This is a genomic window from Paraburkholderia acidicola (genome assembly GCF_002362315.1).
Classification (GTDB): domain Bacteria; phylum Pseudomonadota; class Gammaproteobacteria; order Burkholderiales; family Burkholderiaceae; genus Paraburkholderia; species Paraburkholderia acidicola.
In genome coordinates, this window is the sequence record NZ_MTZV01000003.1 from 126,444 (window position 1) to 152,927 (window position 26,484).

The window sequence follows — 26,484 nt, forward strand, 5'->3', positions numbered from 1 at the left end:
TTACCACTCCCCTTGCTGAACCGGTTGCGGCGTGACCTTGTTTAGCGATGTCGCCGAGCTCGCGGCCGCTCGCGCGCTGACCGGCTGGCTCGCCGGACCCGCATGCGCCGGCACGACCTGCGCATCGTCGCGCTCTGCCGACAGATGACGTTCCGCAAGCAGCTTCAGGCCGAGCGTCACGAGTGCGAGCAACGCCAGTACCGACGCCACGGCGAACGCCGCCGCGAAGTTGTATTCGTTATAGAGAATCTCGACGTGCAGCGGCATCGTGTCGGTTTGCCCGCGAATGTGGCCCGACACGACCGATACCGCGCCGAACTCGCCCATCGCCCGCGCATTGCAAAGGATCACGCCGTACAGGAGACCCCACTTCACGTTCGGCAGCGTCACGCGGCGAAACATCTGCCAGCCCGATGCGCCGAGCACGTGTGCGGCCTCTTCCTCGTCGTTGCCCTGCGCCTGCATCAGCGGAATCAGTTCGCGGGCGACGAACGGGAACGTGACGAAGACCGTCGCGAGCACGATGCCGGGCACGGCGAAGATGATCTGTACGTCGTGCGCCTGCAGCCACGGGCCGAACCAGCCCTGCGCACCGAACAGCAATACGTAGACGAGACCCGAGATCACCGGCGAAACCGAGAACGGCAGATCGATCAACGTGGTCAATAGCGCCTTGCCGCGGAATTCAAACTTCGCGATCGCCCACGATGCCGCGAGCCCGAACACGAGATTCAGCGGCACGGCGATCACGGCTGTCAGCAGCGTGAGCTTGATCGCGGAGATGGCATCGGGATCGGCAAGCGATTCGAAATAGAAGCCGATGCCCTTGCTCAGCGCCTGAACGAATACGGCGGCCAGCGGCACGACGAGAAATAGCACGAGAAACAGCAGCGCGATGCCGGTCAGCAGCCAGCGCACGACGCGCGATTCGGTGACCGGATCGGGACGGCGCGGTGCGCCCGGGCGGACGTTTGACGGAGTAGAAGCGCGACTCATGGCGTGCCTCCTGCGACCGTTGTGACTGTTGCAAGCGGTGCGCGCGGCGCAGCGGTACCGCGCCCCGTGCGCCGCTGCAAGAACCATTGCAGCGTGTTGATCAGCAGCAGCATCAGGAACGACACGACGAGCATCACGACCGCGAGCGCAGTCGCACCCGCATAGTCGTACTGTTCGAGCTTCGTGATGATCAGGAGCGAGGTGATCTCGGACTTCATCGGCACATTGCCGGCGATGAAAATCACCGAGCCGTATTCGCCAAGCGCACGCGCGAAAGCGAGCGCGAAGCCGGTCAACAGTGCGGGAAACACGGCGGGCAGAACGACGCGCCGAAACGTGAGCCAGCGCGAAGCACCGAGGCAGGCTGCCGCTTCTTCCTGTTCGCGTTCGAACTCTTCGAGCACCGGCTGCACCGTGCGCACGACGAACGGCAAACCGATAAACGTCAACGCAACGAGCACGCCAGCCGGCGTAAACGCGATCTTGATGCCAAGCGGCTCGAGGAACTGACCGATCCAGCCATTGCCCGCATACACGGCCGCCAGCGAAATACCCGCCACCGACGTCGGCAACGCAAACGGCAGATCGACGATAGCGTCGACGATCCGCTTGAACGGGAACGTATAGCGCACCAGCACCCACGCGACGAGAAAGCCGAACACCGCATTGATCAGCGCACCGCCGAATGCGGAAAGAAAGGTCAACCGGTATGAGGCCAGCACACGCGGCGAGCTGACGGCGCGCACGAACTGCGCCCAGTCGAGCGTCGCGGTTTTCAGGAAAGTGGCCGCGAGCGGAATCAGCACCACGAGGCTCAGATACGCCACCGTGATGCCGAGCGTCACGCCAAAACCGGGCAACGCGCTCGGTTTGCGGAAGGTGAACGTCGTCATGCTGAATGCTCTGTCAGGGTTATCCGCTGCAGACCTGTCGGGTCCGGCTAGCGATGCGACGGTCCGGTTCCATCTGGCCGAAAAGCGCGCCCGGGGGCGCGCTTGGCTGATGTCACCGCGTCGTTACATCGGCTTGCGCCAGTTCTCCGCGATCTGCCTGTCTTTGTGCTCTACGCTCAGGTACCTGCCTGCTCTTCACTGCGGCGCATAGATCGAATCGAACACGCCACCGTCGGCAAAGTGCGTCTTCTGCGCGTTCGTCCAGCCACCGAACGTATCGTCGACCGTGTACAGCTTCAGCTTCGGAAACTTGTCGGTCAGCGCGGCCGGCACCTTGTTCGAACGCGGACGGTAGAAGTTCTTCGCGGCGATCTCCTGACCTTCTTCGCTATACAGGAAGTTCAGGTAAGCCTCGGCGAGCTTGCGCGTACCGTGTTTCTCGACGACCTTGTCGACCACGGCAACTGGCGGCTCGGCCAGAATGCTCACCGACGGCACGACGATCTCGAACTTGTCCGGACCAAATTCCTTCAACGACAGGAACGCCTCGTTTTCCCATGCGATCAGCACATCGCCGATCCCACGTTGTACGAAGCTCGTCGTCGCGCCGCGCGCACCCGAGTCGAGCACACCCGCATTCTTATAGAGCTTCGAGACGAATTCCTTCGCGGTCTGCTCGTTACCGCCCGGCTGATGCAGCGCATAGGCCCACGCGGCGAGATAGTTCCAGCGCGCGCCACCCGAGGTCTTCGGGTTCGGCGTAACGATCGATACACCCGGCTTCGTCAGGTCGTTCCAGTCCTTGATCTGCTTCGGGTTGCCCTTGCGTACGAGAAACACGATCGTCGACGTGTACGGCGACGCGTTGTCGGGCAGACGCTTCTGCCAGTTCTTGTCGAGCAGGCCCTTGTTCGCGAGCGCGTCGATGTCGTAGGCCAGCGCGAGCGTCACGACGTCTGCCTGCAAACCGTCCAGCACCGAGCGCGCCTGGGCGCCCGAGCCGCCGTGCGACTGCTTGAAGGTAATCGTTTCGCCGGTCTGTGCCTTCCACTGCTTGCCGAATGCCTGGTTGATGTCCTGATACAGCTCGCGCGTCGGGTCATACGACACGTTCAGCAGCGTGGTATCTGCTGCCTGCGCGTGCGACACGATGCCGACTGCCGCTGCGGCGCCCAGCGCCAGTGCGGCAACGAGATGTTTCGTCCTGTCTGCAAACCCCGTGATGCGATAGACCATCCAGTTTCTCCGTGCGGTGTGGTGTGCTGGCTATGTTGTTGTGCGCCTGATGACGATCAGGTCGAGGCCAGTCTATCGAACGGCTTTCATCATTAAAAATAATGTTTCCTCATTCTTTAATACTCAAAAGTGGTAATGACGGCTGGACGCGGCGTTGCGGCACGCAAACGGGTGTTTTGACAGCCAATTGCGGTGCTGCAGCGGCCCCTCTAGAGGACGAACTTAAAGTAACGCTTGATATGTGCCGAATACTGTATAAAAATACAGTCACCTGTCTATCCATACAGTGGCGCTATGACCAAACTCACCGCACGACAGCAACAGGTTTTCGAACTGATCCAGCGCGCCATCGAGCGCACCGGCTTCCCGCCTACCCGGGCCGAGATCGCCGCCGAGCTGGGTTTCAGCTCGGCCAATTCCGCCGAAGAGCACCTGCGGGCGCTTGCGCGCAAAGGCGTGATCGAACTGGCGGCGGGCGCGTCGCGCGGCATCCGCCTGGTACGCAGCCCCGACGACGCACCGCATCAGTTCACGCTGCCGCATGCGAGCCTGATGCAACTGTCGCTGCCGCTGGTCGGCCGCGTCGCGGCCGGTAGCCCGATCCTCGCCCAGGAACATATCTCTCAGCACTACGCCTGCGACCCGGCGCTCTTCTCGAGCAAGCCGGACTACCTGCTCAAGGTACGCGGGCTGTCGATGCGCGACGCCGGCATCTTCGATGGCGATCTGCTCGCGGTGCAGAAAAAAAGCGAGGCGAAAGACGGCCAGATCATCATCGCGCGGCTTGGCGACGATGTGACGGTGAAGCGTCTGAAGCGGCGACCGAACGGTATTGAGCTGATCGCCGAGAACCCCGACTACGAAAACATCTTTGTCGAAGCCGGGAGCGACGACTTCGCGCTCGAAGGCATCGCGGTAGGGCTGATCCGGCCTACCGAATTCTGAACTTGTCGCCTGGAGAGATTCATGGAACGCCTTGCCCGCCTGCTGCCTTTCCGCCAGTTCGGACGTCTGCGCCATTTGCGTGGTGTCGTCCCGTGTGCCCCGCTCGAAGCAGACGGCGCGCCCTCGCTATTCGATGAGAACCCGGTTGATTCGTCCGTGCTGCCGTCATCGTTGCCGGCGTTCGCGCGTGTGTCGCTGAACGCCGGTCTCAACACCGAACCGGCGCGCCGTGCCCCGGTGCGCGTCTATCACGGGCCAAAGCGGCTCATCATGGTCGGTACGATGGACGCTGTATGCCGGATGATCGATCGCGCAATCGCCGAAGAACGCGCCGACATTCAGGGCGCGCTGTTCGAATAACTGCCTGACGATCGACTGCACAATACGACATGACTCTCGACGGGCGATATCGGATTGAGATGGGATCGATATGGGATCGTTTCGCAGCCGGCGTTGTCCACACTGTTACGGGCGATCGTGTTGAAGGGAGAACGACAGGCAATGGCAGGGACAATCAATAGCAGACGCAGATCGCAGCAAGGCGGCATCCGCAAACCACTGGTCATCGTCGTGATCGTGATTGCGATCGTCGTAACGTTGGGATTCAGCTACGCGTCGCCCTATATGACGCTCGACCGCTTAAAGCGCGCTGCCGACGCTCGCGATGCGGCAACCGTCGATCAATACGTCGATTTCCCCGCGTTGCGCGACAGCCTGAAACAGCAGGTCACCGCCCTGCTCGCCCAGCGGCTCGATGCGAAGAGCAACGGCAATCCACTCGCCGCACTGGGCGCGATGATCGGAGTGGCGTTGATTGGTCCGCTGGTCGATGCGTATGCAACGCCGGATGGCGTTGCCGCGTTGCTAAACGGTATACCGCCGCGCGGTGAACCTGGAGAGCGGCCCCCTGTGCCGTCGCAAGCGGCATCGAGTGCGGCAAACGACGTTGCACCGGCGCCCGGAACAGCGCCGCAACCGTCAACGCAAACGCCGCAGCCCACTCAGCCTCCCCAACCGCCGCAAACCACTGCCGGCTATCGTGGGCTGAATGAATTCGTCGTCACGTATCAGCACGGTGTCGGCGATACGCGTTATTCAGCCATTCTGCATCGCGACGGTCTGTTTTCGTGGAAGCTGTCCGCTGTCGATCTGAACGGACGCTAGTGCCGCCTGAGATTCAGGCAGCCTCTTGTTGCTGCTGCTCCTGCACCGATGAACACGCCACCAGGATGCTGCACGACACACGATCGAGCAGCGGTGTATTGCCTGCACCCATCCACCAGCGCGACAGGCCAGTGCGGCATCGATGTCCTACAACGAGCAGATCAACCTGTAACTGGTTCGCGAGATTCGCGATCTCATCGATGGGATGGCCGAATGCAAAATGCCCTTGCGCATTCACACCACGCTCGGTCAGCCAGTCGACGCCTTCCTGAAGAATGTCGCGCGCAGTTTTCTCGAAGCTGCCGCACGCGACATCGGTTAGCAACCCTGCGCTTTGCGCGATGCTCGAGCGCATGTCTACCACCGACAGCAAATGCGTTTCCGCTTTCAGGTCCAGTGCCAGGTCCGCGCCGCAACGCAACGCCTTGCGGCCCTCGCGCGAGCCGTCGTAGCACAACAGAATCTTTCGGTAGCTCGCCATCGTCATCTCCCATCCGCGCCCATCGCGGGGTTCGATTCAATCATGGTGCACCGCAATTCAGGTTGCAAGGGATGGAAAACGCCAGGTATCCGAAGCCCTGTCATGGGGCACGCGGCGGTGCAAAACGATGCAAAAACAGCACCAATGCGGCCACGACGAACGCATCGATACCCTAGAATAGGCCCCCATGCCTTACGCATGGCCTGCATCGCGCGTATATCGCCCACTCGCCGTTCCAGTTTCTGTTGCCGGAGCCCTCGTCGTCCATGTCAGATGCTGCAATCGAGTTTCAGCAGGTTGAAAAACGCTATGGCGACAAGATCGTCGTCGATGGTCTGTCGTTTCATGTTCGGGCCGGCGAATGCTTCGGTCTGCTCGGACCGAACGGCGCCGGCAAAACGACCACGCTCCGCATGTTGCTCGGTATCGCGTCGCCCGATGCAGGCACGATCCGCCTGTGCGGCGAGCCGATCCCCGAACGCGCGCGCTTTGCGCGGATGCGCGTCGGCGTCGTGCCGCAGTTCGATAACCTCGACCCGGATTTCACGGTCAGCGAAAACCTGCTGGTGTTCGGCCGCTACTTCGGCCTGAGCGCAGCAGAGACGCGTGCACTGGTGCCGTCGCTGCTCGAATTCGCACGGCTGGAAAGCAAGGCTCACGCGCGTGTCAGCGAGCTGTCGGGCGGGATGCGCCGGCGTCTGACGCTGGCACGCGCACTCGTCAACGACCCCGATGTGTTGATCATGGACGAGCCGACCACGGGCCTCGATCCGCAGGCGCGTCATCTGATCTGGGAACGCTTGCGCTCGCTACTCGCACGCGGCAAGACGATCCTGCTGACCACCCATTTCATGGAAGAAGCCGAGCGGCTTTGTAACCGGCTATGCGTGATCGAGGATGGACGCAAGATCGCCGAAGGTGCGCCGGCTGCGTTGATCGCCTCGGAGATCGGTTGTGACGTGATCGAGATCTATGGTCCCGAGCCGCTCGCGCTGCGCGACGAACTCGCGCCACTCGCGGTGCGTACCGAGATCAGCGGCGAGACGCTGTTCTGTTATGTCGACGATCCGCAACCGGTCCACGCGAAACTCAAGCAACGCACTGATCTGCGCTACCTGCACCGGCCCGCAAATCTCGAAGATGTGTTCCTGCGCCTGACGGGTCGCGAGATGCAGGACTAGATCAGCTACCCAACACAACAACAAGCGGATGCAGGCGGCCCGCCCGCACCGCAACCGACACCGGGACAACACCGCACCATGGATGCACGAAGCCAGGACTCTGCGAGCAAAACGACGCCGACCCGCGAACGTTTCGCCGCATTCCCCGCCAACGCCGTGAACTGGGTCGCCGTATGGCGCCGCAACTATCTGGTCTGGCGCAAGCTCGCGCTCGCCTCGATGTTCGGCAACCTCGCCGATCCGATGATCTATCTGTTTGGTCTCGGCTTCGGCCTCGGGATGATGGTCGGGCACGTCGACGGTGTGTCGTACATCGCGTTCCTCGCGGCGGGCACGGTGGCATCGAGCGTGATGATGTCGGCGAGCTTCGAATCGATGTACTCGGGTTTCTCGCGCATGCACGTGCAGCGCACCTGGGAGGCGATCATGCACACGCCGCTCACGCTCGGCGATATCGTGCTCGGGGAAGTGATCTGGGCAGGCAGCAAGTCGGTGCTGTCGGGTGTCGCGATCATGCTGGTGGCAGGCGCGCTCGGCTACGCGAGCTTTCCGTCGATGCTTTTCGCGTTGCCTGTCATCGTGCTCGCAGGCATGGCGTTCTCGAGCGTCGCGATGATCGTGACGGCGCTCGCGCCGTCGTACGATTTTTTCATGTTCTATCAGACGCTCGTGATCACGCCAATGCTACTGCTCTCCGGCGTGTTCTTTCCGATCGCACAATTGCCGGCTGCTGCACGGCTGATCACACAGTTACTGCCGCTCTCGCATGCAGTTGAGCTGATCCGGCCTGCCATGCTCGACCGGCCAGCCGAGCACGCGGTACTGCACATCGCCGTGTTGACAGGCTATGTCATCGTGCCGTTCTGCATCTCGGCGATGCTGTTCAAACGGCGGATGATGCGCTAGCGCCAGCCGCGCGCGGCGCCGGTGTGCGGTGGGTCAGTCTTCGTCGTCGGTCCACGGAATGTCGACGTCCGAAATGAACGCGACGGTTGCGAAGGGTCCGCCGTCCTGGCGACCGAGCTTCCCATCCGCCCGTTGCCATTCGACGCGAAACACGGTCGACGGGTCGTCGGCGACCAAACGGATCGTACGCAACTCGTCCGGATCGCTCTCTTCGACCGGACCGTCGAGCGAAATCAGCAGCGCCTGCGGCCAGAGGCCGTCGGCCGGATCGTAAATGCGATCCCCATCCTGTATCAGTGTGAACGCCTCGACGCCGATCGTCGCCGATGCTTCGACGATCATCTTGCCCAATGCGCGTAGCAGCGCGGTAGCCCGTGCCGAGTTCGCGTGGCGGATTGCAAGATCGCCGCGCGTCAGCGCCTGTTCGAGTTTCGGATTCGTTTTTTGTTGGGCCATTCGATGTCCTGAGTCCTGTGGCTATGTGGCAGCAGCGAAACGCAGCCCGGCGCCAGGCACGGCCCGGTGATACGTTTCGCGGGGTGAATCGTACCATCGGTGCGAACCATAGCCGCTGCAGGCAGCCGCGCTGTGCCCTGCCTGTGGGCTGCCAGCGTGCGACCTGCGCGTTACCGCCTTCATCAGTTTAGGTCGTGATTCAGCGATCGCCCATGGAGATTTGCAGGTACCGGGCACCCGAAAATCCAGCAGACGGCATGGGATCCCGAGCCTTCCGATCCCATGCCGTACAAGTGCGACTACGGCGCCGGATTCGGTTGCAATTCGTGCAGCGTGTCGATTTCCGCGAGGATCTCGGGCGAGAGCTTCACATCGATACTCGCGATGTTTTCCTTCAACTGCTCGAGCGAAGTGGCGCCGATCAGGTTGCTCGTCACGAACGGCCGGCTGTTGATGAACGCGAGTGCGAGCTGCGCCGGTGATAACCCATGACGTCGCGCCAGCTCGACATAACGCGTGGTGGCCTGCACCGTATGCGGCTTGCTGTAGCGCTGGAAGCGCTCGAACAGCGTGATGCGCGCACCGGCCGGCCGTGCGCCGCCCTCGTATTTGCCCGACAGCCAGCCGAACGCCAGCGGCGAATACGCGAGCAAACCGACGTGCTCGCGATGGCTGAACTCCGACAAACCGCTTTCGAACGTTCGATTCAGCAGACTATAGGGATTCTGGATCGTGACGATACGCGGCAGTCCCGCTTTCTCTGCGGCGCGCAGAAACTGCGCGACACCCCACGGCGTTTCGTTTGACACACCGATATGCCGCACCTTCCCGGCCTTCACGAAATCCGCCAGCACCGCCAGCGTTTCCTCGATCGGTACCGTGTAGGCATCGTCGATCCACGGGTAGGCGCTGCGACCGAAGGTCATCGTGCTGCGATCGGGCCAATGCAGCTGGTACAGATCGACGTAATCGGTCTGCAGGCGCTTGAGGCTGTCGTTCAGCGCCTCGGTCAGATTCTTGCGATCGAACTGGTTGCCCTCGCCGCGGATGTGCCGCGGGTTGTGCGGTTGACGCGCCGGCCCGGCGATCTTGGTGGCCAGCACGATCTTGTCGCGTGCGCTGCGGTGCTGTGCGATCCACGTACCGATGAAACGCTCGGTCGAGCCCTGCGTCTCCGGTCGCGGCGGTACCGGGTACATTTCGGCCGCGTCGATCAGCGTGACGCCCTGGGCCAGCGCATAGTCGATTTGCGCGTGCGCCTCCTGCTCGGTGTTCTGTTCGCCCCACGTCATCGTGCCAAGGCCGATCAGACTGACCTGTACATCCGTATTGCCAAGTCTGCGGTATTCCATCGAACGGTCCCTGTTGATTGAGTCAATCGGAAAACGTCGAAATTAACATGACGGCGCGACACGTGCAGCACCGCTAGAATGTCGCTCGGTATCACGAGCGCATATCTTTCTTGTCTGTGCCTTCGTTCCGACGCAGTGCCGTTTCCGGAGTGTTATCCCGATGTCAGGTTCGCCATCCGTTGCAGCCCGCCCCAGTGGTTCGTCGCTGATCGTGACGCTGGTCGCCGCCGCGTTCTTCATGGAGAACCTCGACGGCACGATCATCGCGACCGCGCTGCCGCAGATGGCCCGCTCGTTCGGCGTGCAGCCGGTCGAACTGAGCATCGGCATCACCTCGTACCTGCTGACGCTCGCGGTATTCATCCCGGCCAGCGGCTGGGTGGCGGACCGGTTCGGCGTGCGTGCGGTGTTCACGACTGCGATCGCGGTGTTCACGGCCGCATCGGTCGTCTGCGGGATGACCGATGGGCTGGTCCCGTTCACGGCGGCGCGGATCGTCCAGGGGATCGGCGGCGCGATGATGGTACCGGTCGGGCGGCTCGCGGTATTGCGCGCGACTTCCAAAGACAACCTGATGCGCGCGATCTCGATCATCACGTGGCCCGGTCTCGTCGCGCCGGTTATCGGGCCGCCGCTCGGCGGGCTCATCACGACGCATGCATCGTGGCGCTGGATCTTCTATCTGAATCTGCCGCTCGGACTGATCGGCATCGTGCTCGCATGGCGCTTTCTCGATACGGCGAGGGATCCGGAAAAACGTCCGTTCGATGGCGTTGGTTTCGCGTTGTGCGGAATCGCCGGTACGGCCGTGATGTACGCGATGGAATTGACCGGGCGCACGGACGCATCCTGGCTCGAAACGTTCGCCTTCCTGCTCGCCGGCGTGGTGACCGGTGCGGCGGCGCTGTTTCATTTGCGGCGCACTTCGCACCCGGTTGTCGATCTGACCGCGTTTCGTGTGAAAACTTTTGCAGTAGCAATGAGCGGCGGTCTGCTGTTTCGCATCTCGATCAGCGCGGTCCCCTTCCTGCTACCGCTGATGTTCCAGGTCGGTTTCGGCATGGACGCGTTCCGCTCCGGGCTGCTGACGCTCGCGGTCTTCGCCGGCAATCTCGCGATGAAAGTCGTCACCACGCCCGTGATGCGCCGCTTCGGCTTCCGGTCCGTGCTGCTCGTGAACGGTGCGTTTGCTGCGCTGTCGCTGGCGGCGATGAGCCTGCTCACGCCCACTACGCCGTATGCGTGGATCGTGATCGTGCTGTTCGTCAGTGGGCTTGCGCGATCGTTGCAGTTCACCGCGATCAACACGCTGAGTTTCGTCGACGTGCCGAAACCGCAGATGAGCGACGCCTCGACGTTATCGAGCACACTCAGTCAGATGACGATGGGAATGGGCGTTGCACTCGGCGCGATCGCGCTGCGCGTCGCGGCCTGGCTGCATGGACATGGCACGCAATCCATCACGCCCGCCGACTTCAGCGTCGCGTTCCTGCTGGTCGCCGCAGTCGGCATCGTGGCGATCGTCGACGTGTTCACACTCGATCGCGACGCTGGCGCGCATGTCAGCGGACACGGCGGGCGTAGCGCATGACATACGCCGCACTACCGCGCCACCTTCATCCGGACGCACGATGAATCCCGAACACCTCGAACTGCTCCTGACACGCGTGATGCCCTACGGCAAGTACAAGGGACGCGTCATCGCGGATCTGCCGGGACACTACCTCAACTGGTTCGCGAGTCAGGGTTTCCCGCCCGGCGAAATCGGGCGGTTGATTGCACTGATGCACGAGATCGATCACAACGGACTGAAGAGTTTGCTGGAGCCGTTGCGCAGGCGCTGAGTGATCGGCAGCGCATTGATGCGCCTTCGCCTAACCAAGGATCTGACGCAACGCCTGGATGTGTTCGGTGACCAGACGCTGGCTCGCCTGGATATCGAGGCACAGCGCCTCGTCGGTCATCTGCTCGGTGCCGTCGCCGAAGCGCGACGCGCTGATCGCCCGCCCGATCGCACCGTACGCAAGCTTCAACCGAATCAGATCGGACACCGCTTCGGGAAAACCGAACTGATACAGATTGAGGGAATTGAGCGCGTGCAGCGTTTCGTTGAAGAAGCGTTCGTTGTAAGAGCCAAGCAATAGCAGTTCGTCGACGACGTGTCCCTGAAAGCCGGCGGCCGCCGCGTCCGCCTGCTCCTGCGCCAGATCGCAGAGTTCGAGGATGCCGTTCTTCTTGCGTTGATCCCGGTCTGCAGCCTCTTCGAGCGCACGCGCGCGCTCCTGCTTCAACTGATAACGAACCACCGCAAACGAACCGATGATCGCCGCGATCGAACCAAACGCCTGAATCCAGGCAGCCCATGCGGTGGACTCACCGGGCATGTGCGTCAGCGCCGCCGCGAGGACCAGGCCAAGCGCGAAACCAGCCAACGCGATCATCGCATCGCGCCGCTGGTGGACGCTTGCTTGCTTCGAGGTTCGGCGTTCGTTGGTGTTCATCACGCTCTCGACCGGATTTTTTTGATCCTATCATGGCCGATTGCGCGTAATGGGTCGCGGCAATCCGCACGTGACACGGCGCGAGTCTCGCTCGTTCTGACGTGTCAATTCAACGCGGGATTCGCATGAAGATGGACGCGACTCAACAACGCCACGATTGACGAAAGCGGAAAACATCAAGCGAGACGAAGCACCGCGCCGCTATGCGGAAACAAATAGACGCTGAAGGGGAATTGATTCGGAAAGGCTAGATGGGGTGGCTGATGGGACTCGAACCCACGACGACAGGAATCACAATCCTGGACTCTACCAACTGAGCTACAGCCACCACTGGAAACATCTGTCTGGCTTGCCAAGAACTGGCTTACCGATCAAGAAGCGAGATTATACAAACATGATTCGTGTTTGCCTAGCCCTTTATTCACACATTTCAGCGGACTCGCGCAAATACTGCCGCGCTTCGTCAAAAATCGCGAGATCGCCGGTGGCCAGCTTTTTGTTGTCGGACAGCACTCTTCGCCATCCGCGTGCGCCGGCGACACCGCGATAAAGACCGAGGGCATGGCGCGTGATCGAACCGAGAGGCGTGCCGCGCGCCACTTCTTTCGCGCAGTACTCGATGAGCTTTGCTTCGGCCTGCTCGCGCGTCAGCGCTTCGGTCGATGCGCCGTAAAAACGCGCGTCGACATCCGCGAGCACGTACGGGTTGTGATACGCCTCGCGTCCCAGCATCACACCGTCGACGTGCTGCAAATGCGCGTCCACTTCATCGAGCGTCTTCACACCACCATTGAGGATGATCTCCAGATGCGGAAAATCGCGCTTCAACTGATACGCGTAGTCGTACTTGAGCGGCGGGATCTCGCGATTCTCTTTCGGGCTCAATCCTTTGAGAATCGCGTTGCGCGCGTGCACGATGAATACATCGCACCCGGCATCGGCGATCGTGCCGACGAAGTCCCGCACGAAGCTGTAGTCCTCGACGGCGTCGACGCCGATCCGATGCTTGACCGTGACCGGCACCGACACGACGTCGCGCATGGCCTTCACACAATCTGCAACGAGCGTCGGCTCATTCATCAGACATGCGCCGAACGCGCCACGCTGCACGCGCTCCGACGGGCAACCGCAGTTCAGATTGATCTCGTCGTAACCCCACTGCTCGCCTAGCTTTGCGGCTCGCTTGAGGTCGTCCGGCTCGCTGCCGCCGAGCTGGAGCGCCACGGGCGCTTCGTCGGCGGTAAACGCGAGATGGCGCGCGACATCGCCGTGGATCAGCGCGCCAGTCGTGACCATTTCCGTGTAAAGCCACGTGTGGCGCGAGAGCGCGCGGTGGAACGAGCGGCAGTGGCGGTCGGTCCAGTCCATCATCGGGGCTACCGAGACGCGACGAGGACTGGCGGGTAGAACTGGAGACATAGGGACTGCCGGGCGGGGCGGGGGTGACTCAAAACGCGATTTTACCGCAAACCAACCCAGCCCCCTTTCCCCGGGTTCAACCGCCCACCGGGCCCTCCCGATCCGGCCCCCAGCATTATTCCGTTTTAGAGAAAAGTAATTTCAGATAATCGGCATAGATTTTTGATAGTAAGGGAATACACTGAGTTCCATCGACGCTGCAACCGGAAACAAAACTTAGTCGCAGCGCCATCCCGAACGAAACCTGATTGGAGTCACATCATGAAGACCAAACTTATCGCTGCTGCACTGATCGCCGCTTCCGCTGCATTCGCCGCTCCTGCTTTCGCTAGCGGCTACGGCCCGGCACCGTTCTATCGCCCCGCAGTTGGCGCGCCGGCTTCGCAACAAGGCCAGAGCGCACAAACGGTCGCTGCTGAGCAACAGCAAAGCGGCGTCGCGAATTCGTACGGCGGTGTCAGCGACACGTCGTCGCAAGCCGGTACGCGTGGTGCGTACGTCAAGCAAAGCGGCCCGGGCGCAGTGTTCTTCGGCCATTAATTTGCACAGGCAGTACGCAAATGGCCGGTCGATGATGACCGGTTAGCCACAGGGTATTAACGATAAAGCCCGGTGTTCATGACGAACACCGGGCTTTATCGTTTGTGGTCCACGGCGAGTGCCAGGTGGCACCCGTCAGCGGCATCAAAGCCGCGCGATCGACACCTCAGTCGACTTGACCAGCGCGACCACTTCCGCACCGACCTTGAGTTCGAGTTCGTCGACCGAGCGCGTCGTGATCACCGACGTGACGACGCCAAACGGCGTATCGACGTCGACCTCGGACACCACCGGCCCACGGATGATCTCCTTGACCTTGCCCTTGAACTGATTGCGTACGTTGATTGCGGAAATGCTCATAGCGTGTGACTCCAGTGGATCGATAAAAGGTCAGGTAGACGAGGCGTCCCCTGCCATCCTGTGACTGCGCATAAGACAACGCGTAAGACAGCGCATCAAACTGCCCAACGAACCTCGGTCGGGCGCGCGATGCGGTCCGTACGGCGCGCGTCGTGTGCGTCATATGCGTGGTAAGGCAGTGCGTCGTCGTGCACGGTCGTTTTCAGTACCCGTTGCAGCACATGCTCCTCGAGCGCCGCAAAACCAGCCGATGCCCGCGCCCGCGGACGCTCGAGCGGCACCGGCTGATCGAGTGCGATGCGCCCTTCTTCGATCAGCAGAATCCGGTCGCCGAGCGCTACGGCCTCGTGCACGTCGTGCGTGACGAGCAACGCGGTGAAACGATGTTCGTGCCACAGCCGTTCGATCAGCGCATGCATTTCGATGCGCGTCAGCGCATCGAGCGCGCCGAGCGGCTCGTCGAGCAACAGCAGTTGCGGCCGATGAACCAGCGCGCGCGCCAGCGCAACACGTTGTCGCTGGCCACCGGAAAGTTGCGCAGGCCAGTCGTCCGCACGGGCTTCGAGGCCAACTTCTGCGAGCACGGCGCGCGCCGTATCGCGGGCACCCCGGCCGAGTCCAAGCATCACGTTCTGAATGACCGTTTTCCACGGTAGCAATCGCGCGTCCTGAAACATGATCCGCGTGTCGAGCGGTGCACCGTCTTCCGAGCGCTTTTCGAGCACGCCCGCGCTGGTTGCTTCGAGTCCGGCAATCAGGCGCAGCAGTGTCGACTTGCCGCAGCCGCTGCGCCCGACGATCGCAACAAAACTGCCGCGCTCGATCGACAGATCGAAGTTCTCGAGCACGGTGCGTTCGCCGTAGCGCTTGCCGACGCCGCGCAACTCGACCGCGTGATCGGCGGGCTTGGCAGCATCGCGAGTGAGTGGCGTAGGTGGCCCAGGCTCATAACGATGCGCGTGCGGCGCAGAAACCTCGCCCGCGTCGCTATCGTGCGTATCGTGCGTGCGCGGCTGCGCCAGTTCGGCTTCGAGATCGCTGCCCGCAATCCCGCCCCACGACGACGCCCATGTAGTCGCGCTCATGTCTTCGCTCCTCGTTGATACGCGGGATGCCAGCGCAGCGTAACGCGCTCAAGCGTCTTCGCGAGCATGTCCGCGAGCTTGCCGAGCCCGGCATACAGCAGGATGCCGACCACCACGACGTCGGTCTGCAAGAATTCGCGTGCGTTCATCGTCATATAGCCGATGCCCGATTGCGCGGAGATCGTTTCGGCCACGATCAGCGTGACCCACATCAGGCCGAACGCGAAACGCACACCGACGAGTATCGACGGCAACGCACCAGGCAACACCACGTGGCGATACAGCGCGAGCCCCTTCACGCCATAGCTGCGCGCCATCTCGATCAGGTTCGCATCCACCGAGCGGATGCCATGAAACGTGTTCACGTAGATCGGAAAAAACACGCCGAGTGCGACCAGAAACACCTTCGCCTCTTCTTCGATGCCGAACCAGAGAATCACGAGTGGGATCATCGCGAGCGCGGGGATGTTGCGGATCATCTGCACCGTCGAATCGAGCGCGACTTCCGCGGGTTTGAAGAGACCGGTCGCGAGTCCGAGCACGAGGCCGATGCTGCCGCCGATCGCAAAACCCGACACCGCGCGCCAGGTACTGACCTTCACGTCGGCCCACATTTCGCCCGACTGGATCAGCGACCACGCGGCCTTCACGACCGCAATCGGTTCCGGCAACACGCGCGTCGACAGCACGCCGCTGCGCGCGGCGAATTCCCACGCGAGCAGGATGGCAAGCGGTGCGATCCACGGCGCCGCGTGCGTGGCCAGCCGGCGCAGCACACCTTGTTTCGTTGGATTCACGTTGAACTGGGCCATGACGGGCTGCTCCTCGATTCGTCAGCGCTATGTATGGCTCAGCTCTCGCTGGCCTTCGGCAGATAGTTGTTACCGACGATCTCGCCGAACGGCCCGGACAGCGGACCGCTCGCGCTTGCACGCTTGCGGTTCGGCAGCAGCGGAAACACGAGTTCGGCGAAACGGTACGACTCTTCGAGGTGCGGATAGCCGGACAGGATGAACGTATCGATGCCGAGGTCCGCGTACTCTTTCATGAGCGCAGCCACCTGCTCCGGATTACCGACGAGCGCCGTGCCCGCGCCACCGCGCACGAGCCCCACGCCCGCCCACAGGTTCGGATACACCTCGAGTTGCTCGCGGCCGCCACGCTTGCCGCCGTGCAGCGCAGCCATGCGACGCTGCCCTTCCGAATCCATCTTCGCAAACGATGCCTGCGCGCGCGTGATCGTTTCGTCGTCGAGCTTGCTGATCAGCTTGTCGGCGGCGGCCCATGCTTCGTCTTCGGTTTCGCGCACGATGACGTGCAGGCGAATGCCGAACTTGATCTGCCGGCCATGCGCCGCTGCACGCGCGCGAATGTCGGCGATCTTCTTCGCCACCGCTTCGGGCGGCTCGCCCCACGTCAGGTACGTATCGATATGTTGCCCCGCCATCTCGTGCGCCGCCGGCGACGATCCACCGAACCACAGCGGCGGATGCGGATGCTGGACCGGTGGATACAGCACCTTGCCGCCCTTCGACTGCAACGTCTCGCCGTCGTAGTTGATCGCTTCGTTGGTGTGCGACGCGGCGAGCAGATTGCGCCAGATATGCAGGAAATCGTCAGTGATCTTGTAGCGCGTGTCGTGGTCGGCGAACAGTCCGTCGCCTTCGAGTTCGGCCTGGTCGCCGCCCGTCACCACGTTGATCAGCAGGCGTCCACCCGAGAGACGATCGAACGTCGAGGCCATGCGCGCCGACAGTCCCGGCGATGCAATGCCCGGCCGGATCGCGACAAGGAACTTCAGACGTCGTGTAACCGGGATCAGGCTCGACGCGACCACCCAGGCGTCTTCGCACGAGCGGCCCGTGGGCAGCAGTACGCCCTCGTAGCCGAGCGTGTCGGCTGCGACGGCGATCTGCTGGAAGTAGTCGTAGTCGGCTGCACGCGCGCCCTGTGACGTGCCGAGATAGCGACTGTCACCGTGGGTCGGGATGAACCAGAACACATTCATTTGCTGCTCCTGCTTGTTCGAGACTGGATGGATCGGGTGGACGGGTGCGCCCGTCGATCGCGCCGCGGCACGCGGCACACTGCGCGCATGCACAACACCCGCGGCCGCGGTGACGGGCAGCGGGCCGCACGACAGGCGACGAGGCGGGACGGCGCGCTCAGGACCGACAGCGCGTCGGCAAGACGGCAGAACACATGGGACGCGGCGTCGCAGGGGGATTCACGCTCTGAACGACACTCGAAAACAGGCAGGACATCGCGACAGCTTCCTCGGCGAGACATGCGCGCAGTGCGCGCCCGGTGACGGGGCAACGGCAATGCCGTCTACATGGGAAAACAGTCTATGGACGGGGCTTTCGCTTTTGAACGATTTTTTTAAGCTTAGGTTTTCCACTTTCGTGATTAGCCCGACGCTTTAGCATACGGCCCGCCCAACCGTGCGCCGCGTCTGTGGGTGCGGCCGGTCTATATAATGACGCACGTTTTCCGATAATCCGCCCCGGCCGCGCACGCTGCGCCGCCGGTGCCTCTGGCGGTGCAATGCATGCAAAAGATCATCTTGCCGTTCGTATCCGGTTTTCTGGCTTCGCTGTTTTTTCGTGAATCGACGCTTGCGTTACTGCACGCCGCGGCGTTAATCGATGCAAGCGGCTTCTCGACCGCGCCGTTCCTGCCGCTCGGGATGCCCGAGTTCATCGTGAACGCGCTCTGGAGTGCCGTGCTGGCGGTGTTGATGGCGTGGCTGCTGCGGGTTTCGCCGGAACGTGCCGCGCCCTGGGTTCAGGCGTTCGTGTTCGGCGGGATCGTGTTGACGGCGGCCAGCGTCTTCCTGATCGATCCGTTGCGCGGTATCTGGCCGAGCGGCAACATGCTGCCGCGCCTGGCGGTCGGCTTCGCAGCCTATGCGATGTGGGGTTGGGGCGCGCTCGTGTTCATGCGCGCGTTCATGGCGTTCGACGACGAAGACTGAGCTCCGTCCCGCGCCGCGCAACATACGCGGCGCGCCGTGAGCGGTGATCTAGCCCTGCAGATCCCGCAGCGGATGATCCGCCGGCGACCACGGGCTTTCGAACATCCGCTCGACGTCCACGGCCGAAACGTCTTCGATGCGCGCGAAGCGCCACTGCGGACGATTATCTTTATCGATGATCCGCGCGCGGATGCCTTCCATCACATCGCCCTGCTCGAAGGTCGAGCGCGTCAGATCCAGATCGCGGCGCAGGCAGTCGGCCATCGTGCCTTCCGAGCGCACTACCATTTCCAGCGATACCGCCATCGACAGCGGCGAGCGCTCACGCAGCACACCGACCGTCTGTTCGGCCCACTCGGCCCCTTCGCACTCCGGCTCCGCTTCAAGCGACGCGAGAATATCCGCCACGTCGGGCTTCGCAAAATGCCGGTCGATCAACGCACGTGCGTCCGCCAGCGTCGACGTGTCCGGAGTAGGCGCGACCTTGTGCGACGCGGTCTCACGCGACACACAGGCCGTCACGTCGGCACCACGTTCAAACGACTCGCTCTTCAGCGTATCGATGAGTGCGGGCAGTGCCGCATCGTCGATGTACGCGTCGGCGAGACCGGCATACAGCGCATCGGCGGGGCCGATCGTTTCGCCCGTTACCGCGAGATAGCGTCCGAGCGCACCCGGTGTGCGCGCGAGAAACCAGCCCACGCCGACATCCGGGAAGAGCCCGATGCGCGTTTCGGGCATCGCCATTTTTGTCGAGTTCGTCACGACGCGCAGACCGCCGGTGCGATACGCGCCTTGCGAAATACCCATGCCGCCGCCCATCACGACGCCGTTCATCAAGGCAATGTAAGGCTTGGGATAGGAAAAGATCGCGTGATTGAGTTGGTACTCTTCGATGAAAAACGTATCGAGCGCCGCACGCTCACCGCGCTGGGCCGCGTCATACAGAAAGCGGATATCGCCGCCCGCACAGAACGCGCGCGCGTGCTGGCTGCGCACCACCACCGCGAGCACCTCGCGGTCGTCGCGCCAGCGCTCGAGCGCGGCGCGAATCGCGCGGATCATCGCCGTGGATAAAGCATTCAGCGCTTTCGGGCGCTCCAGTTCGATGAAGCCGATGCGGTTTGCAACGTAGGCGGAAATTTCGTCGCTGGGCGTGACGGGGGCGGCGGAGGACATGACGGAAAGAATCGTTGAAAAAGCGGGTGACCGGCGAACGGCGGAAGCAGAACGTTATCACGGCTGCACGGCTTTCGGTTTCACCGCCGGACGCTTCGTGGAACGGCGCTTCGGCGCCGGCGCAGCGGGCACGTCAAGTGCTACTCCTGCAGCAGAGGGTGCTGCAGGAGTCGGCTCGCGCGCAGATCCGAACCACGCGTCGAGAGCGGTATCCACGAGCGTGTCGAGCGGCGTGCGCGGAAACGTCGCATCCATGAGATGCAGCGCAACGATGCCGTGCAGCGTCGCCCATAGCGCCTCGGCCCAGGCCGCGGCGTCCGCCGACGCCGGTAGGCGCCCCGCCGTCTTCATCTGCGCGAGCGACCTGGCGATCAGGCCAGATGCGGTGTCGCTGGAATCGTCTACTGCCTGCGCAGTACCGGCAAACGCAGCATCGGTATGCGACTGATCTTCCATAAAGATCAGCCGGTAGGATTGCGGATGCTCGATGCCGAATGCGACATAGGCGCGACACAGACCCTTGAGGCGTTCAGCAGGATCGGCGATTGCTGCAAGCGGTGCGAAGCGTTCCAGCAATTGCGCATAGCCTTCGGCGCACAGCGCACGCACGATCTGGTCGCGACTGTCGAAGTGCAGATACAGCGTCGCAGGGGCGTAGCCGATGGCATCGGCGATCTTGCGCATCGACAGCGCGGCGAAACCGTCGCGCGTCACGATGAGTCGCGCTGCATCGAGGATGCGTTCGCGCAGCGGCTGCTTCTGACGGCGTTTTCGTTCGGTGGTGCCCATGTCGGGCATTGTCCGGTTGACAAACTGAAAGTCAAATCTAACCTGAGATTGCGATATGGGAACCTATTTCGTTAAGGATCACGCCGTGCCGGAACCGCAAGCTGCGACGCTGTGGTTTACCTACGCCGGCAATCACGGCATCGAGATTTCGCGAGCGATCAACATCTGGGAGGACGCAGCCACCGATGCGGGCACCGAAAGCCGCGATATCGTCGAGCGTGCGGGTATCCGTATCGAATGCAACGTCGCGGGATCGATCAAGTAAGAGGACGAATCATGAAGCACCTTACACAGCGCTTTCATCCACCTGCCCGGTTTGACTTTGACACAGCCGCGCGCGTGCGCAACGGCGCATTCGGCGCGGTGATCGTCATTGCTTGCAGTCTCACCGCATGCGCATCGTCGAATACGACCTCGCTGATCAATCTGCCGGACGGCACGACCGGCTTCGCGGTGAATTGCAGCGGCGCGGATGCAGGATCGAGCTGGGCTTCCTGCTACGTGCAGGCCGGCACGGCGTGCGGCGCGGGCGGCTACGATGTCGTGTCGAAAGACGGTGACCAGGGGGGTGCCTCGGGCGGCGGCGTCACCAACGTCGTGTCGGCAAACGTCAAGAACCGCTCGATGATCGTCCGCTGCAAATAAGCGCGGCTTCAGTGAGCCTGCATCTTCGAGAACAGGTTCAACACGACCACCCCCGCGACGATCAGACCCAGCCCGGCGATCGCCGGCAGATCCGGCACCTGCCGGTACATCACCATGGCGACCAACGTGATCAACACGATGCCGACACCCGACCAGATCGCATACACGATCCCGACCGGCACACTACGCAGCGTCAGCGAAAGACAGTAGAACGAGATGCCGTAGCCAATCACGACGAACACGGCGGGCACCAGACGGGAGAATCCCTCCGACGCACGCAGCGCGGAGGTCGCGATAACTTCGGCCACGATGGCGATCGCGAGCCACGCATAGGGAGGCAGGCGCATCGGCTCAGACCTTTGCAAGCGCGAGCTTGCCGTAGTCGTGACCGAGGTGCGCGCACAGCGCTTCGACAACCAGCTCGTGGTCGCTTCGCTGCGGCAGACCCGATACCGTCACCGAACCGATCACACCGGCGCTACTCACCGTCAATGGAAATGCGCCGCCATGCGACGCGTAATCGGCAAACGACAGACCGTGCTTCTCGGCGAGCGTCGAGCCCGCCTGCTGCATGCGCAAACCAACCGAGTACGAACTACGCCGGAACTGCGCCACGACATTACCTTTGCGGCGTGCCCAGTCGAGATTGTCCGGTGTCGTTCCTTCGAGCGCGCTGAAAAACAGCTGCTGGCCAAACGTCCGGATATCGATGACGAGGGCCAGCCCGCGCGTGGTCGCCATCTCGCGCAGCGCGACGCCGAATTGCCACGCGCGATCGGTATCGAAATGGGGGAATACAAGCGCTTTTTCCTGCGCGGCAATCGACTGCAGATCGTGAGCGATATCCATGGGCACCGGGAACTCGAAGAAGAATGCGCTGCGATGACACGATCAGAAAAACGATCTGTCGATCGCAGATGAACGGAACGGCGATTCTAGCGCAGCCACTCGATGTGTCTTGCGCAGATCGGCCCCCTGTATGGTTTCTGGCGCCACATGGCACGAGAACAAGCGTGCCCGATCGTACGTTCGTGTCAAAGGTGTTGCACGGGTATGCGAATTGTCCTATAATCTTTTCTTCGACGGACGCGGGGTGGAGCAGTCTGGCAGCTCGTCGGGCTCATAACCCGAAGGTCGTAGGTTCAAATCCTACCCCCGCAACCAAGCAGCGCTTACGTCGAAAACTCAGGTCGAAACCACAGCAAAGGCTTGCCACTCCGGCAGGCCTTTTTTGTTTTGTGCGTCAGATTTTCTGCATCGTTCCTGCGCCGCACTCACTCGCCACACGCCGCTTATCGGCGAACGCCGCCGGATGATAAACTCGGCGTCACCCTTCTCTGCCGTCTCCCTATGAAATTCTGTTCCGTCTGCGGTCACGCGGTCAGTCTGAGCATTCCGCCCGGTGACAACCGCGAACGCTTCGTCTGCCCGCAGTGCGGCACCGTGCACTATCAGAACCCGCGCAACGTGGTGGGCACCGTTCCCGTATGGGAAGACAAGGTGCTGCTATGCCGCCGCGCGATCGAACCGCGCTACGGCTACTGGACGCTGCCAGCCGGTTTCATGGAGATGGGCGAAACGACTTCCGAAGCCGCCGCACGCGAAACGCTCGAAGAAGCCGGCGCACGCGTCGAAGTGCAGACACTGTTCTCGCTGCTCAACGTGCCGCACGTCCACCAGGTGCATCTGTTCTATCTCGCGCGGCTGCTCGATATCGACATTGCGGCCGGCGAGGAAAGTCTGGAAGTGCGCCTCTTCGAAGAACACGAAATCCCCTGGAACGACATCGCGTTTCCGACGGTCGGCCAGACACTGCGCTTTTTCTTCGCCGATCGCACGACCGGCAACTACGGTCTGCATACCGGCGACATCTTCCGTTCGCTGCGCGAAGGCTGACCGGCGCGCGCATGGTTCCCTGGCTCGGACCCGACGATCCGTTTCCTGCCGTCGAGCGCGCGCTCGGCGCGACGAGCGGTGCGCCGGGCCTGCTTGCGGCAAGCGCCGATCTGCTGCCCTCACGGCTCATCGACGCCTACCGGCGCGGCATCTTCCCGTGGTATTCGGACGGCCAGCCGGTGCTCTGGTGGAGCCCCGATCCGCGGATGGTGCTGCATCCGCAGGAATTCAAGGTTTCGCCCTCGCTCAAAAAGACGCTGCGCCGCGTGCTACGCGACGATGCATGGGAAATTCGCGTCGATCACGATTTCGTCGCCGTGATGCGTGCCTGCGCGCAGACACCGCGGCGCGACCAGCGCGGCACCTGGATTACCGCCGATGTCGTCGACGCCTACGCGTCGCTGCATCGTCGGGGCGACGCGCACAGCATCGAAACCTGGCACGACGGCCGGCGCGTGGGTGGGCTCTACGGGGTGTCGTTCGGGCACATGTTCTTCGGTGAATCGATGTTCGCCGAAGTCACCGATGCCTCGAAAATCGCGCTCTCCGCGCTCGTCGCGCACTTGCGACGTCACGATATAGAAATGATAGACTGCCAGCAGAACACGTCGCATCTGGCGTCGCTGGGCGGCCGCGAGATAGCGCGCAAGGCGTTCGTCGCACATGTTCGCGCGTCTGTCGATGCACCGCCGATTCCCTGGCGTTTCGACAAGACCGTACTGTCCGACGTCGTCGCGCACGCGGCGTGATGGACGAATCCGCGCCGGCATATGACCGGACCGCCTGCAATGACGGATTGGCGGCGGGTTTTGCACTAGACCGAGACGCTTCGAGAGCTGCCAACGTGACTCACCCCAATGAGCTGCCGCTTTCACCGCTTTCCGCGCTGCAATTCTATGCAACGGCGCCTTACCCTTGCAGTTATCTGGAAGGACGTATCGCCCGCTCGCAGGTCGCCACCCCCAGCCATCTGATCAACTCCGACGTCTACACCGATCTCGTCAAGGCCGGTTTCCGGCGCTCCGGTGTCTTCACCTATCGCCCTTACTGCGACGGTTGCCGTGCGTGCGTCCCCGTGCGTGTGCCGGTCGACGCGTTCGAGCCGAACCGCACGCAGCGCCGCATATGGAAAAAGCATGGCGAACTCGTCGCCAGCGTGGCGCCGCTGCACTACGACGAAGAGCACTATGCGCTGTACATGCGCTATCAGTCTGCGCGGCACGCGGGCGGCGGCATGGATCGCGACAGCCGCGACCAGTACGAACAGTTTCTGCTGCAAAGCCGGATTAACTCGCGCCTCGTCGAATTCCGCGAACCGATTTCAGGTCATCCGCAGGCGCCGGGCATCCTGCGGATGATCAGCATGATCGACATCCTCGGTGACGGGCTGTCGTCGGTGTATACGTTTTTCGAGCCCGACACACCGCACACGAGTTTCGGCACCTACAACATCCTCTGGCAGATCGAACAGGCACGCAGCCTGAAGCTGCCGTATGTGTATCTCGGCTACTGGATACGCGAAAGTCCGAAGATGGCGTACAAGGCGAATTTCCGGCCGCTCGAAGGGCTCTTCGATGGTGTGTGGAAACCGCTCGATACCGCGCACGTCGAATTGCCGCCCGTCGATGCGGCGTTGCACGGACGGCGCGGTCCGGTGCGCTTCTAATTTCACGCGCGGCGGGCCGGTACACCAATCCCGGTAAAATGGCGGGTTCCCATTTTCCAGCCGCTCCGGCTCCGCCCCGTGTTCAGTTCCCTCTACCCGCTCGTACGCGCCCAACTCTTTCGCATGGACGCGGAAGACGCTCACCATCTGACGCTCAAGCTGCTCGGCGCCGCCGGTCGCACCGGCCTCGCCCGCACGCTGGCGCCGCACGTACCCGATGCACCGCGCACAGTGATGGGCCTGAACTTCCGCAATCCGGTCGGTCTCGCAGCCGGGCTCGACAAGGACGGCGCGTGTGTCGATGGCCTCGCAGCGCTTGGCTTCGGTTTTATCGAAGTGGGTACGGTCACGCCGCGCGCACAGCCAGGCAACCCGCGGCCGCGCATGTTCCGGCTACCGCAGGCGAACGCCCTGATCAACCGGATGGGCTTCAATAATGCCGGGGTCGACCAGTTCGTGCAGAACGTGCAGGCTGCCCGCTATCGCGGTGTGCTCGGCCTGAACATCGGCAAGAACGCCGACACGCCAATCGAGCGTGCGGCCGAAGACTATCTGTATTGTCTTGAGCGCGTGTATCCGTTTGCGAGCTACGTGACGATCAATATCTCGTCGCCGAACACGAAGAACCTGCGCCAGTTGCAGGGCGCCGGTGAACTCGATGCACTGCTCGCCGCGCTGAAGGACAAGCAGCAGCGTCTTGCCGATCTGCATGGCAAGCTCGTGCCGCTCGCCCTGAAGATCGCGCCCGATCTCGACGACGAGCAGATCAAGTCGATTGCAGGCACGTTGTTGCAACATGGATTCGAAGGCGTGATCGCGACTAATACGACACTTGCGCGCAATGCTGTCGCTGGTCTGCCGCACGCCGATGAAGCGGGCGGCCTCTCGGGCCGGCCGGTGTTCGATGCATCGAACGAAGTGATCCGCAAGCTGCGTAGCGAAGTCGGCGAGACTGTGCCGATTATCGGTGTCGGCGGTATTTTTTCCGGCGACGATGCGCGCGCGAAACTGGCCGCGGGCGCATCGCTGGTGCAGCTCTACACGGGGTTCATCTATCGTGGGCCGTCACTCGTGGCCGAGTGCGCGCAGGCGCTAGCGCGCAGCTAGCGGCGCGTTGGCCGCAACCGCATCGAGCGCAACGCCAAAACGATCGAAACGCGGTTTGTAGAAATGATCCGGGTCCAGCGAAAACGCCACCCGGCGCGTGCGGCCCATCAATTCCCTGCGCGGGAAAAACCCGAAGTAACGCGAATCGGCGCTGTCATCGCGATTGTCGCCGAGCATCAGATATTCACCGGGCGGCACGACCAGCGGACCGAACGAACGGCGCGGGCTCGGTGCATCTTCAGATAACCGCATCGCATGCGCGACGCCGTCGAAGCGCTCGACGTAGTATTCGCCCGGCGAACCCGCGTCGCTAGCCAGCGGGCCGATGCCAAGCGGCTGGTAATCGGCGCGCACGCCGTTCACATACAGCACGTTGTCGCGCAGCGCGATGCGGTCGCCAGGCAAACCGATCAGACGCTTGACGATCAGATCGTGCGCGGCCGATGAATCGATCGTCACGATATCGCCGCGCTGCGGATCGTGCAGATGTGCAATCGCGATATGCGTGAGCGGCACGCGCAAGTCGTAGGCCATCTTGTCGACAAAGATGCGGTCGCCTAAACGAATGGTCGGTAGCATCGACCCGCTCGGCACGACATTCCAGTCGGCCACTGCGCTGCGAAACAGCACCATCAGAACGAGAAAAGCGACGAGACTCCGGTACTCGCGCCACAACCTGGCCAGCATGCGCATCAGGGACAGCTCCTGCA

At 62.5% G+C, this 26,484-nt stretch carries 32 protein-coding genes and 2 tRNA genes; 16 read left to right on the top strand and 18 right to left on the bottom strand.

Going from position 1 to position 26,484, the window contains the following annotated elements; genetic code table 11:
* From cysW to BWP39_RS08305, 3 genes are all read right to left on the bottom strand, one after another.
* Positions 1-996 (bottom strand): sulfate ABC transporter permease subunit CysW, encoded by a 996-nt coding sequence (gene cysW / locus BWP39_RS08295; protein ID WP_096718833.1) that lies wholly within the window; start codon positions 994-996, stop codon positions 1-3.
* Positions 993-1,889, bottom strand: coding sequence for a sulfate ABC transporter permease subunit CysT (gene cysT / locus BWP39_RS08300; RefSeq protein ID WP_096718835.1), 897 nt, complete (start codon positions 1,887-1,889; stop codon positions 993-995). The genes cysW and cysT overlap by 4 nt, the downstream gene beginning before the upstream one ends.
* A 195-nt stretch (positions 1,890-2,084) precedes the next feature.
* Complete coding sequence (locus tag BWP39_RS08305) at positions 2,085-3,125, bottom strand: sulfate ABC transporter substrate-binding protein (protein WP_096718838.1); 1,041 nt, start codon at positions 3,123-3,125, stop codon at positions 2,085-2,087.
* Between the two features lie 294 nt (positions 3,126-3,419).
* Here BWP39_RS08305 and lexA point away from each other — a divergent pair, with 294 nt between their 5' ends.
* From lexA to BWP39_RS08320, 3 genes are all read left to right on the top strand, one after another.
* A complete protein-coding gene (lexA, locus tag BWP39_RS08310) occupies positions 3,420-4,070 on the top strand; it encodes a transcriptional repressor LexA (protein WP_096718840.1) in 651 nt (216 codons plus the stop codon).
* A gap of 21 nt (positions 4,071-4,091) precedes the next feature.
* Positions 4,092-4,430, top strand: coding sequence for a hypothetical protein (locus BWP39_RS08315; RefSeq protein WP_096718842.1), 339 nt, complete (start codon positions 4,092-4,094; stop codon positions 4,428-4,430).
* Between the two features lie 141 nt (positions 4,431-4,571).
* On the top strand, positions 4,572-5,234 hold the full coding sequence (locus BWP39_RS08320; protein WP_096718844.1) for a DUF2939 domain-containing protein: 663 nt from the start codon (positions 4,572-4,574) through the stop codon (positions 5,232-5,234).
* A gap of 13 nt (positions 5,235-5,247) precedes the next feature.
* Here BWP39_RS08320 and BWP39_RS08325 read toward each other — a convergent pair whose 3' ends face one another.
* Positions 5,248-5,715, bottom strand: a complete 468-nt coding sequence (locus BWP39_RS08325; RefSeq protein ID WP_091016877.1) for a universal stress protein — start codon at positions 5,713-5,715, stop codon at positions 5,248-5,250.
* A 266-nt stretch (positions 5,716-5,981) separates the two neighbouring features.
* Here BWP39_RS08325 and nodI point away from each other — a divergent pair, with 266 nt between their 5' ends.
* A complete protein-coding gene (gene nodI, locus BWP39_RS08330) occupies positions 5,982-6,896 on the top strand; it encodes a nodulation factor ABC transporter ATP-binding protein NodI (RefSeq protein ID WP_096718846.1) in 915 nt (304 codons plus the stop codon).
* A 78-nt stretch (positions 6,897-6,974) separates the two neighbouring features.
* Positions 6,975-7,802, top strand: a complete 828-nt coding sequence (locus BWP39_RS08335; RefSeq protein ID WP_096718848.1) for an ABC transporter permease — start codon at positions 6,975-6,977, stop codon at positions 7,800-7,802.
* A 33-nt stretch (positions 7,803-7,835) separates the two neighbouring features.
* Here BWP39_RS08335 and BWP39_RS08340 read toward each other — a convergent pair whose 3' ends face one another.
* Together BWP39_RS08340 and BWP39_RS08345 are read right to left on the bottom strand one after the other, a co-directional pair.
* On the bottom strand, positions 7,836-8,258 hold the full coding sequence (locus tag BWP39_RS08340) for a hypothetical protein (RefSeq protein WP_096718850.1): 423 nt from the start codon (positions 8,256-8,258) through the stop codon (positions 7,836-7,838).
* 299 nt (positions 8,259-8,557) lie between these two features.
* Positions 8,558-9,610 carry an NADP(H)-dependent aldo-keto reductase gene (locus BWP39_RS08345; RefSeq protein ID WP_096718852.1) on the bottom strand — a complete coding sequence of 351 codons (1,053 nt, stop codon included), beginning with the start codon at positions 9,608-9,610 and terminating at the stop codon, positions 8,558-8,560.
* 160 nt (positions 9,611-9,770) lie between these two features.
* Between BWP39_RS08345 and BWP39_RS08350 the strand changes: the two genes are divergently transcribed.
* Complete coding sequence (locus BWP39_RS08350; protein WP_096718854.1) at positions 9,771-11,201, top strand: MFS transporter; 1,431 nt, start codon at positions 9,771-9,773, stop codon at positions 11,199-11,201.
* 40 nt (positions 11,202-11,241) lie between these two features.
* A complete protein-coding gene (locus BWP39_RS08355) occupies positions 11,242-11,454 on the top strand; it encodes a DUF3820 family protein (RefSeq protein WP_096718856.1) in 213 nt (70 codons plus the stop codon).
* A 30-nt stretch (positions 11,455-11,484) separates the two neighbouring features.
* Here BWP39_RS08355 and BWP39_RS08360 read toward each other — a convergent pair whose 3' ends face one another.
* The 3 genes from BWP39_RS08360 to dusA all read right to left on the bottom strand — a co-directional run bounded on the left by BWP39_RS08360 (position 11,485) and on the right by dusA (position 13,530).
* The gene (locus BWP39_RS08360; protein ID WP_096718858.1) at positions 11,485-12,111 is read right to left on the bottom strand and encodes a hypothetical protein; all 627 of its coding nucleotides are present in this window, start codon (positions 12,109-12,111) and stop codon (positions 11,485-11,487) included.
* A 252-nt stretch (positions 12,112-12,363) separates the two neighbouring features.
* Positions 12,364-12,439: transfer RNA gene (locus BWP39_RS08365), tRNA-His, on the bottom strand.
* A gap of 89 nt (positions 12,440-12,528) precedes the next feature.
* Positions 12,529-13,530, bottom strand: coding sequence for a tRNA dihydrouridine(20/20a) synthase DusA (dusA, locus tag BWP39_RS08370; protein WP_096718860.1), 1,002 nt, complete (start codon positions 13,528-13,530; stop codon positions 12,529-12,531).
* 261 nt (positions 13,531-13,791) lie between these two features.
* Here dusA and BWP39_RS08375 point away from each other — a divergent pair, with 261 nt between their 5' ends.
* Positions 13,792-14,070, top strand: a complete 279-nt coding sequence (locus BWP39_RS08375; RefSeq protein WP_096718862.1) for a hypothetical protein — start codon at positions 13,792-13,794, stop codon at positions 14,068-14,070.
* Positions 14,071-14,214: 144 nt separating this feature from the next.
* Here BWP39_RS08375 and BWP39_RS08380 read toward each other — a convergent pair whose 3' ends face one another.
* The 4 genes from BWP39_RS08380 to ssuD form a co-directional block, all read right to left on the bottom strand.
* Positions 14,215-14,430, bottom strand: a complete 216-nt coding sequence (locus tag BWP39_RS08380; RefSeq protein ID WP_091016309.1) for a TOBE domain-containing protein — start codon at positions 14,428-14,430, stop codon at positions 14,215-14,217.
* A 95-nt stretch (positions 14,431-14,525) separates the two neighbouring features.
* Entirely contained in the window at positions 14,526-15,515 is a 990-nt protein-coding gene (locus BWP39_RS08385; protein ID WP_096718864.1) for an ATP-binding cassette domain-containing protein, read from the bottom strand.
* Positions 15,512-16,327 carry an aliphatic sulfonate ABC transporter permease SsuC gene (gene ssuC / locus BWP39_RS08390; RefSeq protein ID WP_207556683.1) on the bottom strand — a complete coding sequence of 272 codons (816 nt, stop codon included), beginning with the start codon at positions 16,325-16,327 and terminating at the stop codon, positions 15,512-15,514. The genes BWP39_RS08385 and ssuC overlap by 4 nt, the downstream gene beginning before the upstream one ends.
* A gap of 38 nt (positions 16,328-16,365) precedes the next feature.
* The gene (ssuD, locus tag BWP39_RS08395) at positions 16,366-17,523 is read right to left on the bottom strand and encodes an FMNH2-dependent alkanesulfonate monooxygenase (protein ID WP_096719669.1); all 1,158 of its coding nucleotides are present in this window, start codon (positions 17,521-17,523) and stop codon (positions 16,366-16,368) included.
* Between the two features lie 543 nt (positions 17,524-18,066).
* Between ssuD and BWP39_RS08400 the strand changes: the two genes are divergently transcribed.
* Entirely contained in the window at positions 18,067-18,492 is a 426-nt protein-coding gene (locus BWP39_RS08400) for a hypothetical protein (RefSeq protein ID WP_096718866.1), read from the top strand.
* A gap of 48 nt (positions 18,493-18,540) precedes the next feature.
* Here the strand turns inward: BWP39_RS08400 and BWP39_RS08405 are convergent, their stop codons facing one another.
* Positions 18,541-19,671 carry an enoyl-CoA hydratase/isomerase family protein gene (locus BWP39_RS08405; RefSeq protein ID WP_096718868.1) on the bottom strand — a complete coding sequence of 377 codons (1,131 nt, stop codon included), beginning with the start codon at positions 19,669-19,671 and terminating at the stop codon, positions 18,541-18,543.
* Between the two features lie 57 nt (positions 19,672-19,728).
* A complete protein-coding gene (locus tag BWP39_RS08410) occupies positions 19,729-20,460 on the bottom strand; it encodes a TetR/AcrR family transcriptional regulator (protein WP_096719671.1) in 732 nt (243 codons plus the stop codon).
* Positions 20,461-20,515: 55 nt separating this feature from the next.
* Between BWP39_RS08410 and BWP39_RS08415 the strand changes: the two genes are divergently transcribed.
* Entirely contained in the window at positions 20,516-20,725 is a 210-nt protein-coding gene (locus BWP39_RS08415) for a hypothetical protein (protein WP_096718870.1), read from the top strand.
* An 11-nt stretch (positions 20,726-20,736) separates the two neighbouring features.
* Positions 20,737-21,105, top strand: a complete 369-nt coding sequence (locus BWP39_RS08420; protein ID WP_207556684.1) for a hypothetical protein — start codon at positions 20,737-20,739, stop codon at positions 21,103-21,105.
* Positions 21,106-21,113: 8 nt separating this feature from the next.
* Here the strand turns inward: BWP39_RS08420 and BWP39_RS08425 are convergent, their stop codons facing one another.
* Positions 21,114-21,446, bottom strand: a complete 333-nt coding sequence (locus BWP39_RS08425) for a DMT family transporter (protein ID WP_207556721.1) — start codon at positions 21,444-21,446, stop codon at positions 21,114-21,116.
* 10 nt (positions 21,447-21,456) lie between these two features.
* Positions 21,457-21,954 carry a heme-degrading domain-containing protein gene (locus BWP39_RS08430; RefSeq protein WP_096718874.1) on the bottom strand — a complete coding sequence of 166 codons (498 nt, stop codon included), beginning with the start codon at positions 21,952-21,954 and terminating at the stop codon, positions 21,457-21,459.
* Between the two features lie 238 nt (positions 21,955-22,192).
* Between BWP39_RS08430 and BWP39_RS08435 the strand changes: the two genes are divergently transcribed.
* From BWP39_RS08435 to BWP39_RS08455, 5 genes are all read left to right on the top strand, one after another.
* Positions 22,193-22,269: transfer RNA gene (locus tag BWP39_RS08435), tRNA-Met, on the top strand.
* A 186-nt stretch (positions 22,270-22,455) separates the two neighbouring features.
* Positions 22,456-23,001, top strand: coding sequence for an NUDIX hydrolase (locus BWP39_RS08440; protein ID WP_091016288.1), 546 nt, complete (start codon positions 22,456-22,458; stop codon positions 22,999-23,001).
* 11 nt (positions 23,002-23,012) lie between these two features.
* Positions 23,013-23,750, top strand: coding sequence for a leucyl/phenylalanyl-tRNA--protein transferase (gene aat / locus BWP39_RS08445; RefSeq protein ID WP_170043844.1), 738 nt, complete (start codon positions 23,013-23,015; stop codon positions 23,748-23,750).
* 95 nt (positions 23,751-23,845) lie between these two features.
* Entirely contained in the window at positions 23,846-24,667 is an 822-nt protein-coding gene (locus tag BWP39_RS08450; RefSeq protein WP_096718876.1) for an arginyltransferase, read from the top strand.
* Between the two features lie 78 nt (positions 24,668-24,745).
* Positions 24,746-25,774, top strand: coding sequence for a quinone-dependent dihydroorotate dehydrogenase (locus BWP39_RS08455; RefSeq protein ID WP_096718878.1), 1,029 nt, complete (start codon positions 24,746-24,748; stop codon positions 25,772-25,774).
* Here the strand turns inward: BWP39_RS08455 and lepB are convergent.
* A complete protein-coding gene (lepB, locus tag BWP39_RS08460) occupies positions 25,760-26,467 on the bottom strand; it encodes a signal peptidase I (protein WP_096719677.1) in 708 nt (235 codons plus the stop codon). The two genes, BWP39_RS08455 and lepB, sit on opposite strands and share 15 nt — an antisense overlap.
* Positions 26,468-26,484: the final 17 nt, after the last annotated feature.

What these genes read in the sequence shown, in the direction of transcription:
- cysW (WP_096718833.1), bottom strand. Translation starts at nt 996, where the DNA reads ATGAGTCGCGCTTCTACTCCGTCAAACGTCCGCCCGGGCGCACCGCGC.
- cysT (WP_096718835.1), bottom strand. Translation starts at nt 1,889, where the DNA reads ATGACGACGTTCACCTTCCGCAAACCGAGCGCGTTGCCCGGTTTTGGC.
- BWP39_RS08305 (WP_096718838.1), bottom strand. Translation starts at nt 3,125, where the DNA reads ATGGTCTATCGCATCACGGGGTTTGCAGACAGGACGAAACATCTCGTT.
- lexA (WP_096718840.1), top strand. Translation starts at nt 3,420, where the DNA reads ATGACCAAACTCACCGCACGACAGCAACAGGTTTTCGAACTGATCCAG.
- BWP39_RS08315 (WP_096718842.1), top strand. Translation starts at nt 4,092, where the DNA reads ATGGAACGCCTTGCCCGCCTGCTGCCTTTCCGCCAGTTCGGACGTCTG.
- BWP39_RS08320 (WP_096718844.1), top strand. Translation starts at nt 4,572, where the DNA reads ATGGCAGGGACAATCAATAGCAGACGCAGATCGCAGCAAGGCGGCATC.
- BWP39_RS08325 (WP_091016877.1), bottom strand. Translation starts at nt 5,715, where the DNA reads ATGGCGAGCTACCGAAAGATTCTGTTGTGCTACGACGGCTCGCGCGAG.
- nodI (WP_096718846.1), top strand. Translation starts at nt 5,982, where the DNA reads ATGTCAGATGCTGCAATCGAGTTTCAGCAGGTTGAAAAACGCTATGGC.
- BWP39_RS08335 (WP_096718848.1), top strand. Translation starts at nt 6,975, where the DNA reads ATGGATGCACGAAGCCAGGACTCTGCGAGCAAAACGACGCCGACCCGC.
- BWP39_RS08340 (WP_096718850.1), bottom strand. Translation starts at nt 8,258, where the DNA reads ATGGCCCAACAAAAAACGAATCCGAAACTCGAACAGGCGCTGACGCGC.
- BWP39_RS08345 (WP_096718852.1), bottom strand. Translation starts at nt 9,610, where the DNA reads ATGGAATACCGCAGACTTGGCAATACGGATGTACAGGTCAGTCTGATC.
- BWP39_RS08350 (WP_096718854.1), top strand. Translation starts at nt 9,771, where the DNA reads ATGTCAGGTTCGCCATCCGTTGCAGCCCGCCCCAGTGGTTCGTCGCTG.
- BWP39_RS08355 (WP_096718856.1), top strand. Translation starts at nt 11,242, where the DNA reads ATGAATCCCGAACACCTCGAACTGCTCCTGACACGCGTGATGCCCTAC.
- BWP39_RS08360 (WP_096718858.1), bottom strand. Translation starts at nt 12,111, where the DNA reads ATGAACACCAACGAACGCCGAACCTCGAAGCAAGCAAGCGTCCACCAG.
- dusA (WP_096718860.1), bottom strand. Translation starts at nt 13,530, where the DNA reads ATGTCTCCAGTTCTACCCGCCAGTCCTCGTCGCGTCTCGGTAGCCCCG.
- BWP39_RS08375 (WP_096718862.1), top strand. Translation starts at nt 13,792, where the DNA reads ATGAAGACCAAACTTATCGCTGCTGCACTGATCGCCGCTTCCGCTGCA.
- BWP39_RS08380 (WP_091016309.1), bottom strand. Translation starts at nt 14,430, where the DNA reads ATGAGCATTTCCGCAATCAACGTACGCAATCAGTTCAAGGGCAAGGTC.
- BWP39_RS08385 (WP_096718864.1), bottom strand. Translation starts at nt 15,515, where the DNA reads ATGAGCGCGACTACATGGGCGTCGTCGTGGGGCGGGATTGCGGGCAGC.
- ssuC (WP_207556683.1), bottom strand. Translation starts at nt 16,327, where the DNA reads ATGGCCCAGTTCAACGTGAATCCAACGAAACAAGGTGTGCTGCGCCGG.
- ssuD (WP_096719669.1), bottom strand. Translation starts at nt 17,523, where the DNA reads ATGAATGTGTTCTGGTTCATCCCGACCCACGGTGACAGTCGCTATCTC.
- BWP39_RS08400 (WP_096718866.1), top strand. Translation starts at nt 18,067, where the DNA reads ATGCAAAAGATCATCTTGCCGTTCGTATCCGGTTTTCTGGCTTCGCTG.
- BWP39_RS08405 (WP_096718868.1), bottom strand. Translation starts at nt 19,671, where the DNA reads ATGTCCTCCGCCGCCCCCGTCACGCCCAGCGACGAAATTTCCGCCTAC.
- BWP39_RS08410 (WP_096719671.1), bottom strand. Translation starts at nt 20,460, where the DNA reads ATGGGCACCACCGAACGAAAACGCCGTCAGAAGCAGCCGCTGCGCGAA.
- BWP39_RS08415 (WP_096718870.1), top strand. Translation starts at nt 20,516, where the DNA reads ATGGGAACCTATTTCGTTAAGGATCACGCCGTGCCGGAACCGCAAGCT.
- BWP39_RS08420 (WP_207556684.1), top strand. Translation starts at nt 20,737, where the DNA reads ATGAAGCACCTTACACAGCGCTTTCATCCACCTGCCCGGTTTGACTTT.
- BWP39_RS08430 (WP_096718874.1), bottom strand. Translation starts at nt 21,954, where the DNA reads ATGGATATCGCTCACGATCTGCAGTCGATTGCCGCGCAGGAAAAAGCG.
- BWP39_RS08440 (WP_091016288.1), top strand. Translation starts at nt 22,456, where the DNA reads ATGAAATTCTGTTCCGTCTGCGGTCACGCGGTCAGTCTGAGCATTCCG.
- aat (WP_170043844.1), top strand. Translation starts at nt 23,013, where the DNA reads ATGGTTCCCTGGCTCGGACCCGACGATCCGTTTCCTGCCGTCGAGCGC.
- lepB (WP_096719677.1), bottom strand. Translation starts at nt 26,467, where the DNA reads ATGCGCATGCTGGCCAGGTTGTGGCGCGAGTACCGGAGTCTCGTCGCT.